16 protein-coding genes are annotated in these 9,990 nt (G+C 60.7%); 4 read left to right on the top strand and 12 right to left on the bottom strand.

Going from position 1 to position 9,990, the window contains the following annotated elements; translation table 11 throughout:
* Positions 1-131 precede the first annotated feature (131 nt).
* Positions 132-404 carry a hypothetical protein gene (locus tag LDO29_RS24515; protein WP_224082341.1) on the bottom strand — a complete coding sequence of 91 codons (273 nt, stop codon included), beginning with the start codon at positions 402-404 and terminating at the stop codon, positions 132-134.
* A gap of 50 nt (positions 405-454) precedes the next feature.
* Between LDO29_RS24515 and LDO29_RS24510 the strand changes: the two genes are divergently transcribed.
* Positions 455-862, top strand: a complete 408-nt coding sequence (locus tag LDO29_RS24510; RefSeq protein ID WP_224082340.1) for a hypothetical protein — start codon at positions 455-457, stop codon at positions 860-862.
* A gap of 379 nt (positions 863-1,241) precedes the next feature.
* Positions 1,242-1,529: a hypothetical protein gene (locus tag LDO29_RS24505; protein WP_224082339.1), complete on the top strand. Its 288-nt coding sequence runs from the start codon at positions 1,242-1,244 to the stop codon at positions 1,527-1,529.
* A gap of 76 nt (positions 1,530-1,605) precedes the next feature.
* On the opposite strand, the gene LDO29_RS24500 is transcribed toward LDO29_RS24505, so the two are convergent.
* The 11 genes from LDO29_RS24500 to LDO29_RS24450 form a co-directional block, all read right to left on the bottom strand.
* Complete coding sequence (locus LDO29_RS24500) at positions 1,606-2,793, bottom strand: zonular occludens toxin family protein (RefSeq protein WP_224082338.1); 1,188 nt, start codon at positions 2,791-2,793, stop codon at positions 1,606-1,608.
* A 4-nt stretch (positions 2,794-2,797) separates the two neighbouring features.
* The gene (locus LDO29_RS24495) at positions 2,798-3,124 is read right to left on the bottom strand and encodes a DUF2523 domain-containing protein (RefSeq protein WP_224082337.1); all 327 of its coding nucleotides are present in this window, start codon (positions 3,122-3,124) and stop codon (positions 2,798-2,800) included.
* Positions 3,121-4,569: a hypothetical protein gene (locus tag LDO29_RS24490; RefSeq protein WP_224082336.1), complete on the bottom strand. Its 1,449-nt coding sequence runs from the start codon at positions 4,567-4,569 to the stop codon at positions 3,121-3,123. Before LDO29_RS24490 ends, LDO29_RS24495 begins: the two co-directional genes overlap by 4 nt.
* Positions 4,570-4,747: 178 nt before the next feature.
* A complete protein-coding gene (locus tag LDO29_RS24485) occupies positions 4,748-4,966 on the bottom strand; it encodes a hypothetical protein (protein ID WP_224082335.1) in 219 nt (72 codons plus the stop codon).
* A gap of 10 nt (positions 4,967-4,976) precedes the next feature.
* Positions 4,977-5,231, bottom strand: coding sequence for a hypothetical protein (locus LDO29_RS24480; RefSeq protein ID WP_224082334.1), 255 nt, complete (start codon positions 5,229-5,231; stop codon positions 4,977-4,979).
* Positions 5,232-5,236: 5 nt separating this feature from the next.
* On the bottom strand, positions 5,237-5,680 hold the full coding sequence (locus LDO29_RS24475; RefSeq protein WP_224082333.1) for a hypothetical protein: 444 nt from the start codon (positions 5,678-5,680) through the stop codon (positions 5,237-5,239).
* Positions 5,677-5,868 carry a hypothetical protein gene (locus LDO29_RS24470; protein ID WP_224082332.1) on the bottom strand — a complete coding sequence of 64 codons (192 nt, stop codon included), beginning with the start codon at positions 5,866-5,868 and terminating at the stop codon, positions 5,677-5,679. Before LDO29_RS24470 ends, LDO29_RS24475 begins: the two co-directional genes overlap by 4 nt.
* 2 nt (positions 5,869-5,870) lie before the next feature.
* Positions 5,871-6,065, bottom strand: coding sequence for a hypothetical protein (locus tag LDO29_RS24465; protein WP_224082331.1), 195 nt, complete (start codon positions 6,063-6,065; stop codon positions 5,871-5,873).
* 2 nt (positions 6,066-6,067) lie between these two features.
* Entirely contained in the window at positions 6,068-6,370 is a 303-nt protein-coding gene (locus LDO29_RS24460; RefSeq protein ID WP_224082330.1) for a hypothetical protein, read from the bottom strand.
* A gap of 20 nt (positions 6,371-6,390) precedes the next feature.
* Entirely contained in the window at positions 6,391-7,638 is a 1,248-nt protein-coding gene (locus tag LDO29_RS24455) for a replication initiation factor domain-containing protein (protein ID WP_224082329.1), read from the bottom strand.
* An 8-nt stretch (positions 7,639-7,646) separates the two neighbouring features.
* Positions 7,647-7,877: a hypothetical protein gene (locus LDO29_RS24450; RefSeq protein WP_224082328.1), complete on the bottom strand. Its 231-nt coding sequence runs from the start codon at positions 7,875-7,877 to the stop codon at positions 7,647-7,649.
* Between the two features lie 180 nt (positions 7,878-8,057).
* Here LDO29_RS24450 and LDO29_RS24445 point away from each other — a divergent pair, with 180 nt between their 5' ends.
* Together LDO29_RS24445 and LDO29_RS24440 are read left to right on the top strand one after the other, a co-directional pair.
* A complete protein-coding gene (locus tag LDO29_RS24445; RefSeq protein WP_224082327.1) occupies positions 8,058-8,576 on the top strand; it encodes a helix-turn-helix domain-containing protein in 519 nt (172 codons plus the stop codon).
* A 265-nt stretch (positions 8,577-8,841) separates the two neighbouring features.
* On the top strand, positions 8,842-9,915 hold the full coding sequence (locus LDO29_RS24440) for a maleylacetate reductase (RefSeq protein ID WP_224082326.1): 1,074 nt from the start codon (positions 8,842-8,844) through the stop codon (positions 9,913-9,915).
* Positions 9,916-9,990 lie beyond the last annotated feature (75 nt).

Raw genomic sequence — 9,990 nt, 5'->3', positions numbered from 1 at the left:
AAAACCCACAACAAAACGCAACGGCGAAAGATACCATAAAAGCACTTTTCCGTTGCGGTATCTGAAGTCTCCAACCCGTACTACACGCAACACCTCAGAACATACCAGTAGCGCGCATAATACGTCTTATGTCAAATCGACGACGCCTCTGGCGCTGGCTCCAAGCGGCGCTGCACACAGTCCAGGCACAGCCGCACCCGGCACCGGGCTGACCGGCAGCACGCCAGCAAATCCAGCACCTCTCGCTTCGATACGCCTGCCTCGCGCAGGCGTTTTTTTTGAACCGCAATCTTGCGGTAATACCGCCGCCTTGGTGCATCCTGCAGACCCCTGCGAAGCGTGCGAATGAAGTAGTACAAATGCCGGATCTCTCGCGCCACGGCTCGCTTTTCATCGTCACTCATCTACCCAAAATCGGCCCTCGTAGGCAAATTTCCATCGCCCGCCCGTGGGGTTGACGCAGCAAGCCGCTGGCTTCAACGTTGCGTCCGCCCAACAACAAATCAAAACCATGCTTGCAAAATACGCACTCGGTGCCGCTATGGCACTTGCCGTCAGCACCGCTTTCGCGGGCACCGTATCCAGCGTCGGCAAAGAAGCCAACGTGATCCAGATGGAACAGGAATTCCTGCGCAGCCGCGAACTCCAGAAGCAACAGGAGCAGGCGCAGCTAGATCAGCAATACGCCGCTTACTACCAGCAGCAGAACCAACTGCAAGGACAGTGCGCAGCCCTTGAGAGCCAAATACGCGCCAACGAGATACAACAACGCCAGATCAATGCGTGGCAGATGATGGAGCAGCTCAAGCAGGCCCACCGCGCTTTGCGCGACCAGCAGTACCGCCTTGGATGCCATCGGTAATCACGCCACCCTGGCATCATCAAGAGGGCTTCGCCCTAACTGCCTAGCAACCCACGAAACACCTATAGCTAGAGCAGCTTCGCTGCTGGTGGCGCTCGCCGCGCGGCGTCTCCGGTCGCCCTGCCGAGGCGTCATCAGCCCACTGAGTCCGCCGTCCCAAAGCGCGACCATAGCCGACTGCTGGCGAACTTTCGCGGCATATCCTCACTACGCTTCGCTCCGCTCCGGTATTCCACGTTTCGCCATCAGCCGTCTATCGGATCGCAGGGACGACGAACTCAGCGGACTGATGCCGAAACCCCCTCGGCAGACCGCCCGGAGACAGATCACGACCGGGACTCAGAATCTAGCGGCCCGATGCCTTGAAAGGAGCAAAACCATGGAACAGATGACCCTCGGCCTGATCGGCGGCGTGTGCAACGGTGTGCTGTGGTTCGCCACGCCGAAGCGTCGCGCCGCCAAGCGTGCGACGGGCCTGTTCCGCCCGATGACGCAACTGCGCCTCAAGCTCTATGTGAAAAAGCTGGTGCGCTTCAACAAAGGCTTCGTGTGGACGCGCCCCGATGGCAAGCAGTTCTTCTGTAAGACCCTGCGCAGCCTCGCAGCCCGCGTGATGGACTACGATGGCGCGATGCTGCGCGGCCTGCTGAAAATGGTGAAACACTGAACTGCTCGGAAACCCAATACCGGAGCCACTTCCAGCACAACCGCGGGACAGCCCGCCGCGATACCTGGAATGCAGATCAACCCTCCGGAAAGGCCCGCAAATCCGTTGGGTCTAGTTGACGTTGGCCCAAGCCACCGCCGCCCTCTTTGCTAATGCTGAGGTTCGTATCGCGCGACACCATTCCCATGGTATCCATCGGCCACGCCGTGGCCACCACGCGCTTTTCGCCGTGCACCAAAATCACGTGCTCGGCGTACTCCGACACGTCCAGGCGCCAACCAAGCTCCTCAATCTGGCCCGCCGTCAGCCGCTCGCGCACGCGGTTGCCTTCGTCGTACCACTCGATGATGGCCTGTGCCCTGCCCCGCTTGCGCGCATAGCCCGTCAAGCGAGGGCGATACTTGCCATTCAGCGTGTCGATGAAATCCGGCGTCTGATCGCGCTTGACCTGGCTAACGGGCGCAACCGCAACGGGCGCAGCGGCCACCGATGCCGACGCCGGAAGGCGCGTGACGGTAACCTTGGTTTCCACCTTTGGCGCCGCCTTGGCCGTGCCCTCCAAGCCGCCGCCCTTGAACATGTAAATCACGAAGCCGAGGCCCACCACCGCACACATCGCCGCCAGCGGTATCCACTTCCGAAACAGCGGGCTGCTCCAAATCACCGCGCGATTGTCGACGAAGGTTTCCTTGTTCTCCGTGCCGGCCTCATGGCTCTTGAAGGTGCCGAAGTACTTTTCATCGTACGTCTCGATGCCGCTGGTGACCTTCTCGAATTTTTCGTTGCCCACATTCTTGAACGTGGCCCACTGATACTTGTGGGTCTTTCCCAATGCGTCCAGCTTGGTGAACACAATCTTCTGATCCGTGCGCCGCCGCCACAGGTTGTGCACGTCCTTGAGGTCTTGACCCATGATGACGATATCGAGGCCCCGGTGCCGATGCTCCGTCACGAACTTCGTCATCTGCTCGCCCAGCGGGCGGAAGTCGGACGGCCAGAAGTTTTGCGCTTCGTCCAGCACCACCAGCGCATCGTTCTCAACCGCCTCATAGACCTTTTCGACCTGCTCACGCACCAGCGGCACCAGCAATTCCCGGCAGCGCTCGACAGGAATGGCCGCTACGTCCGCGATTTTTTCGTGGTCTAGGCCCTCCACATAGGCGAACACCTTCCGCCCCTTCTGGATGGCCGGAATGATGCGCTTGCTAACCGCTTCGTACGACTTGCCGGCACCCGGCAGCCCTTCGTGAAAAATGATCGTCATGGCATCACCATTGGAAGAGAGTCAGCACCTTGCGCGACATGCGAAAGGCGAACGCCAGCCCCAACAGCGCAATCCCCTCGGTGATCCGAAAGACACCGACGAAGTAGAGAATGTCGCTTGTGAAGCCCGAGAACAACGATTGCAGCTTGTAGCTCGTCAGAAACGCAGGCGCGGGAATGGCCACGATCAGCTGTGCAAGCGCCTGGAGGAACAAGTCCAGCGCATTGATCAGCAGATCAGTGAACAGATCCCATATCGCCACGAAGACCTTGACGAATAGCGACAGCAGCCATGCTGCAAAGGCGCTAATGGCATTGATGATCCCGTTCATAGGAAGGCAATCCGGAAAGCGGCCCACGCGGCCATGACGATCACAGCCATGCCGGCAATCCCGTAGATGATGAGCGCCTGCTGGCTACAGAACACGGTGCTCAAATCCACGGCTGGCGTGAAATCGGTCTTCGGCACCACCCACACCGGACAAACCGCGCTGCCCACCGAGACAGTGAACCACCCTGTTGTGGCGGTGTACCAAGGCGCTTGCTGCACCGTGGTCGAAAACGCGCTGAGCACCGAGGCCATGGTCTTGTCCTTCTTCGTGTACAGCGTCGCCTCGCCTGCGTTGAATGTCGCGGACGCTTCCTCCGGTGGATTCTCCACACTGGCCGGATTCGTGGTGGTCGTCGTCGTCGTGGTCTGCGTGGTGCCATCATCAACCGTTTTCGTCACCACCGACCCCGTTTGCACAATCACCGGATTTGCACCCAGCGTGGCCGGATTCGTGTTCGGCGTGACCTGTGCCGTGGGCGTTGTCGCCGTCGTGGTCGTGATGGTCTTGCCGTCCGCACCCACAGTCGTTTGCGTGCCGGTCTGGGTCGGCAACGATATCTGGCCACCGTTCGGCACCGTCACTGGTGTCCAGGCACCGTTACCACCTTGCGGCCCGATGATCTTTGCGCACGGATCATCCGCCGACAGTGTGTCGCGATAGCTTGTCACTTTCTGCGGGCAGCCACCTGCGTCCCAGACCTTAGCCAGCGCCGCAGGCGTTTGCAGCGCTGACGACAACTGCGCATCGGACGCGGGAGCAGTCTGGGGATTTTGTTGGACGCACCTATCGCCCTGCATCACATAGCCGCTATAGCAGCTCGTCGTACGGTTGAGAGCACGATAGTTTGTCGAGCCCCCCGAAGCATTGAATGTTTGGCAAACATAGCCAGTGCTGCCACCATTAACTGAATCCGACACGACCTGATACGAACCGGCACCACCGACTTGGTTCGTAAAGAACGATTGACAAGCTTGCAACGGATTCGCAGCCGCATAAACCACCGACGAGACATACCACTGATAGCCACCGTACGGGTAGGCTGAATTCGGGTCTACGGCACTCTGAAAACTGTTGCTCGCCGAGTCATACGATGCATCCGAACCCATAGCAACGGCCAAAGCCAGCATAGCGCCAGTGAGCGGCCCTTTTGCTGCCGCCTGACGCAGCATCGACGCCGCAATCGGCCCGACAGCCGACGCCGCCACCGTCAACGTACGACCACCCAGCGCTATCGTGGCCGATGCCCCGCCCACAATCGCCGGTGCCGCCACAGTCAAGGCCAACGCCGTGCCAATCACCAGTGCGCCATTCACAACCTGCGATGTTGACGGCCCGCCCTTGATGCCCCACGACACCGAACCATCTGCCGTCAGCGTCTGTGCACGCAAGTCCGCGCTATGCCCCCCTGCAATGACCGCGAGCGCGAACGCGACAATCAGTGCCAAATGCCGCATCATGCGTGCCCCGCTCGGAAGCCCGACACCGCCGCCTGCGCCGTCACCGCGCCCAGTAGCGCGAAGTAGAGAAACCAGATCGAACCCGTCATGACGTCACTCCCGTAAACAAAAAAAGGCCGGGGGATACCCGGCCCACACCGGGCATGCCCGGCACCCCCGAAACCGCTCAGCGGAAGAACGACACCAGCTTGTTCGTCGCCCACTTGGTGACGTTCGGCACGATCTTGACCGCACCCATGGCCACGATGGCAGCCGAGACACCGCCCACCGCCACAGCGGCCGTGATGCTCGAATAATCGACGCCGGTATCCTGCGCAGCAGCCAGACCCGACACGCCAGCGATAGCAGCACCAACAGCAACCTTCTTCATGATTTGGCTCTTCATGATTTCATCCTCACTTGTCGAACATGGAAACGATGCGGGCGACGCAATAGGCGACCAGATAGGCCGTCATTGGCAGTGTGAATCCCAACGCAAACGCCGCCTGCAACTGCCCTTGCGTGGGTACATCAAAAAGGTTGTGAAGCACCTGACTGTTCAGGTACTCCGTCGCCGTGACCAACACGTAGCCCGTGCACTGCCCGCTATCCGGCGGTGTCGTCAGCGCTTGCAACGTGCCGTTTTCGGCGAGGGTGACGCACAGTCCCATGGCGATCACCCCAGCCCGTTTTCTACTTGGGAATGCATGTATTCGAGCGACCAGTCATGGACGCACGCTTCCCACAGCGTCCAGTCCGTGGGATCACCATCCGGTGCCCAAGTGCCGCCCTGAGACTCATACTCAGCGATGATCTCGTCATTGCTGAACCAATCAACATCCTGCCCCCCGAGATCCCCGTCAAACTGCGCCGCGTGAGCTTCGGCCAGCATGTCCACCAGCACGCCCCTTCGCTCAGCCAGCCCGTTGCGCATTTCCTGATACCAGTAGCGCTTTTCTTCCCACGCTTCGAGTTCCGCGACATCCTCCGGATTGATCGAATCAAACTCAGCCGGATCTGGTAGCTCTTCTATGTGAGCGTCCCACGCCGCGCCGATCTCTTCGAGCTTGACCTCGAATCCGTCGATCAGATGTTCAAGCTCCTCGATGCTGTAGCTCATGCCGGTACCTTCAAGCGATAGGCTTTAACCACGGCCACGATCACGAGCGCCAGCGCCACCAAACGACACCCGTTGATGAAGTGGATAGGCGCGATACCCAGCGCCCATAGCACTACGTAAGTCTGCGAGAAGTACTCGACCGCACCCGACAGGCCGAGTAGCACGATGGCAACCGCGATCCAACGCATGCTCAGCCCCTCTCCCTCAACACAGCCACCACGTCAAACGCTTCGTCGCAGTGATCGCACGCCGTCTCGAATGCCTCTTCGCGCGTGTCGAACGTGCCCGCTTCCTTCAGGCGGTGCGTGAAGCCCACATCGCCGGAATACGGGCAAAGGAACTGCCCGGACTCCTGCTCTTGGACAACGAACACGATCGCGGGCATGGTTAGGCGCCCTTCTGATTCGGTACCGGCACCAAGCTGTGCACGATCTTCTTGCTGGTCTTACCGTTGCTCACAATCTCCATGTCCGCATCGGCCACGAAGGGGAAAGGCAGCTTTTCATACTCGGCAAACTTCGCGGACGTGCCGATGGTGACTTCCTCCGCCGCCATGCCCTTCGCATTGCCCTTCGACGTGTCCAGCGGAATCACGATGTACGCCTTGGTGCTGTCATACGCCTGACCGTTGTCCATCGAACCCTTGGACGACTTCATGCCCAGCACTTGAACCTTGGTGTTGAAACGCATTTGCTCTCTCCTGATCGCGGCTAGACGGCCGCTTCCAGCGCGCCGCTATAGTCGCTGGGGCCGAATTGGTACTCATTGAAGGAACGCATCCGCTCTTGGCGATGCACTGGCGTATCGGCAAGCTGGTAATCGGGCACCTTGAGCCGTTGCGGCCAGTGGCCCAGCTTGTTGCGCAGCATCTCGATGGCCTGTTCCGCACCGAAGAAATCGACAATCACGCCGATGTACTTGCCGACTTGGGTGTTGACCATCTTCACCGAGGCGTCCAGGGTGATCTCAGCGGATCGCCGCTTGATCTCCATGCGTTGCGGTGCCACGGTCAACGACAGGTGCGCGAACGCTTTGGGATACGCGCCCATGAAATACGCGCTGGGATCGAGCAGCACATCGAACGGAATCAGCATGGACTTGTTCGAAAGCTCGGTTTCGAGCCGCACCCATGGAGACGTGCTATCGCCCTGCTCCATGCCCTTCTCATAGCCCCGGAACATCTTCCCGGCCTTGCGCGTGCCCACGTACAGCGTGCGACCCTTGCCGTTCGGAAATTTCCAGTTGCCCGCGTGCTGACAATCCGGAATGGTGTACGCGTTCGTGAAAAACCCGTCCGTATGCATCTGGTCAAGCTGCTCGACCGTGACCTCGCCCTCGAAGCAGTCATGCGCCAAGTCCACCCGCGTGATGACGGGCCGCTTTGCCCTCGTCGTCAGGAACTTGTACAACCGCGCTTCCCACCCCTCTTTCGCGGCCAGCGTGCCCTGGCCCGACAGTGCAATGAGGATGGTGCTGTTCTGGCGCTCACCGCCGAATCCAACATGGCCCCAGTTGTCACCAAGCTCCCAAGTTTCGCCGTAGAAGTCCCGCCGCTGGCCGAGGTTGCGCGTCAGACCGAAGCCGAAAATGTGTTCCAGTTGCGCACTGGCTGCTCGCACGAAGGCTTGATCATCAACGCCATCGACCACCGGCAAGAACGTTTCCTCACCGATCACGACGCGCATACCGTCAATCGCCGCTATCTGGCCGTTGACCGGCACCCGCACAGCGATGGTTTTCACTTCGCCCGAATCCGTCATCACGAGTTGCAGCTCGGAGTGGCCCGCGATGGCTGGCGCTTCCAGTTCCCCCCTATTAGTAAGGGGGGAACTCCGTTCCTCCGACATGGAGGGGTGTCCCTCGCTCCGCGCCGCGTTGCGGCACGCCTCCTGCGTCGGCGCGCTCGCCACGCGGCGCTCCGCCATGGTTTCCTTTGCTGCTGCGTGCAAATCCGACATGCGGCCCATCACATGCCCCGCTTCGTGTCGACCATTGCCCGGAGCCCATCCAACGTGAGTGAGCCATTGAGCAAATCAGCCAAGTACATAGAGGCACGCGCCATGCCGAACTGATCCGACGAAACGTTCACCAGAGCATGGTCGTCACGCCAAACCTTGAACTCGGCATCGAGAAACGCCATCACATCGACGCTCGAATACACCAAGCCCTCAAACGGATTCCCAATCTCGACAGTCATTACACGTCCCTCCGCACGTCCACCAGCGCCGAGGCGATGCGATTCGCGATCCACAGCCCGCCCCACGTACCCATGGCAGCAGCGGCCCCTACGCTCGCTGTAACAGCCAGAAACAACGCTGATTGACCCATTCGTTTACCCCTCGCGGTTTACCGACTATGATGCGAAACATCACAGTAAGTGAAGATCACGCAGCGAGATTACGTCACGTATCGTGATTTTTGCAAGTACTACTTTCGAGGGGTAGGCATGCGAATTGAGAAATATCTGGACGCCCTAATGGAGGCCGAAAGCCTGCGAACCGACAAACAACTAGCAGAGCTGCTCGGCGTACGCCCGAACACTGTCAGTCAGTGGCGCAACGGCACGCGCACTGTGGAAAACGAGATGTGCCTTCGCATCGCCCAGGCACTGAACATGGACGACCCTATGCCGGTCATCATGGCCGCTGATATGGACCGCGCCGAACGAGCCGGCCAGCGGTCGCTATGGGAAGTTTTTTCCCGGAGGATGGTGCAAGGAGCGGCCCCCGCCACCCTCGCCGTACTGGTCGCTAGTGTCACAAATTTTGTGACACCAACTCCCGCGCAAGCCGCGCCAGCACTGGATTCCAGCAGTGCGGCAGTACGTCTTATGTTAAATAAACAACCCACGCAGCCAACCACACAACGCCAGTTCTTTACCTTCCCGATCCCATAGAGTTGCAAGACTGCGTAAACCTGTGTCCCGATCACAGCTCGGCGACCGGCAGACAGCCCACTGGTTACTGCGAGCCAGTTGCAGCGGGCTTTCAGGCCGACGCTGCCAGAATCTGTGAGCACCATGGTCTGGGTGCACTCGCAGCGCAAGAGTGAATAGCTGCGGCCAGCGCGAAGGTCTTCCTCCCCCGCTGTTTCCTTTTCGCGCGCGAGAATATAGCGTTTGACCTATTCCTGTCCGAGTCACAGCCCCTATTGGTAAAACCATGGAATCGTCAAAGCAATTCGTTTATGAGGCCCACGCGGTGCGCGTGCTGTTTGGCGCGGGAACGTCCAGCCAGGTTGCCGCCGAGGTGGAAAGGCTTGGCGCCAGACGCGCCTTGGTGCTTTGCACACCGACGCAGCAGGCCGGCGCCCGGCGCATTGCGGATCTGCTCGGTCCGTTGTCCGCTGGCGTATATGCCGGCGCGGTCATGCATGTGCCCGTAGAAAGTGCGCGCGAGGCGACGGCGCGGGCGCGGGAGGCCGGCGCGGACTGCGCCGTGGCCGTTGGCGGCGGGTCGACCACGGGACTTGGCAAGGCGATTGCGCTGGAAACAGGGATGCCGATCGTGGCGATCCCCACCACTTATGCTGGCTCTGAAGTGACGACCGTCTACGGCCTGACCGAAGCTGGCGCCAAGCGGACAGGCCGCGATCCGCGCGTACTTCCGCGTACTGTCATCTACGATCCTGCGTTGACGGTTGGTTTGCCGCGCGGGTTGTCCGTCACCAGCGGGCTGAATGCCATTGCCCATGCCGCCGAGGGGCTGTACGCGCGCGACACCAATCCTGTGATGTCGCTGATGGCCGAGGAAGGCATTCGTGCGCTCGCCGCGGGTATTCCAGCCGTATTCAGCGATCCTGCCGACATGGAAGCGCGTTCCCAGTGCCTGTATGGCGCGTGGTTGTGCGGCACGGTGCTCGGCGGCGTCGGCATGGCCCTGCACCACAAGCTGTGCCACACGCTGGGCGGCAGCTTCAACCTGCCCCACGCCGAAACCCACTCCATCGTGCTGCCGCATGCGCTGGCCTATAACACGTCGGCCGCGCCAGAGGCCATGGCCCGCATCCGGCGGGCAACGGGTGCCGGCGAGGATTCCGCCGCTGCTGCGCTGTTCGACCTGGCCCGGCGCCACGGCGCTCCGGTTGCCCTGCGGGACATCGGCATGCGCGAGGAAGATCTTGACCGTGCGGCCGACATCGCCCTGGCGAACCCCTACTGGAACCCGCGCCCGATCGAATGGGCGCCGATCCGGGCGCTGTTGCAAGCCGCCTATGAGGGTGTCCGGCCCGCGTGACATGCGGCCACGGCCTGACCGAAGAAACCATCAAATCAAGCGAACGCGGCGGGGAACGCGCGCCGCTGCACTGAA

It is taken from the genome of Cupriavidus laharis, from assembly GCF_914271435.1.
In the GTDB taxonomy this organism is placed as follows: Bacteria; Pseudomonadota; Gammaproteobacteria; order Burkholderiales; family Burkholderiaceae; genus Cupriavidus; species Cupriavidus laharis.
The sequence above is the reverse complement of the archived record's forward strand: the minus strand, read 5'-3'. Positions and strand labels throughout refer to the sequence as shown.

Excerpts from the sequence above, each read along its gene's own strand:
- LDO29_RS24460 (WP_224082330.1), bottom strand. The coding sequence starts at position 6,370 with ATGCGTTTCAACACCAAGGTTCAAGTGCTGGGCATGAAGTCGTCCAAG.
- LDO29_RS24455 (WP_224082329.1), bottom strand. The coding sequence starts at position 7,638 with ATGTCGGATTTGCACGCAGCAGCAAAGGAAACCATGGCGGAGCGCCGC.
- LDO29_RS24465 (WP_224082331.1), bottom strand. The coding sequence starts at position 6,065 with ATGCCCGCGATCGTGTTCGTTGTCCAAGAGCAGGAGTCCGGGCAGTTC.
- LDO29_RS24475 (WP_224082333.1), bottom strand. The coding sequence starts at position 5,680 with ATGAGCTACAGCATCGAGGAGCTTGAACATCTGATCGACGGATTCGAG.
- LDO29_RS24495 (WP_224082337.1), bottom strand. The coding sequence starts at position 3,124 with ATGAACGGGATCATCAATGCCATTAGCGCCTTTGCAGCATGGCTGCTG.
- LDO29_RS24470 (WP_224082332.1), bottom strand. The coding sequence starts at position 5,868 with ATGCGTTGGATCGCGGTTGCCATCGTGCTACTCGGCCTGTCGGGTGCG.
- LDO29_RS24440 (WP_224082326.1), top strand. The coding sequence starts at position 8,842 with ATGGAATCGTCAAAGCAATTCGTTTATGAGGCCCACGCGGTGCGCGTG.
- LDO29_RS24500 (WP_224082338.1), bottom strand. The coding sequence starts at position 2,793 with ATGACGATCATTTTTCACGAAGGGCTGCCGGGTGCCGGCAAGTCGTAC.
- LDO29_RS24485 (WP_224082335.1), bottom strand. The coding sequence starts at position 4,966 with ATGAAGAGCCAAATCATGAAGAAGGTTGCTGTTGGTGCTGCTATCGCT.
- LDO29_RS24515 (WP_224082341.1), bottom strand. The coding sequence starts at position 404 with ATGAGTGACGATGAAAAGCGAGCCGTGGCGCGAGAGATCCGGCATTTG.
- LDO29_RS24480 (WP_224082334.1), bottom strand. The coding sequence starts at position 5,231 with ATGGGACTGTGCGTCACCCTCGCCGAAAACGGCACGTTGCAAGCGCTG.
- LDO29_RS24505 (WP_224082339.1), top strand. The coding sequence starts at position 1,242 with ATGGAACAGATGACCCTCGGCCTGATCGGCGGCGTGTGCAACGGTGTG.
- LDO29_RS24450 (WP_224082328.1), bottom strand. The coding sequence starts at position 7,877 with ATGACTGTCGAGATTGGGAATCCGTTTGAGGGCTTGGTGTATTCGAGC.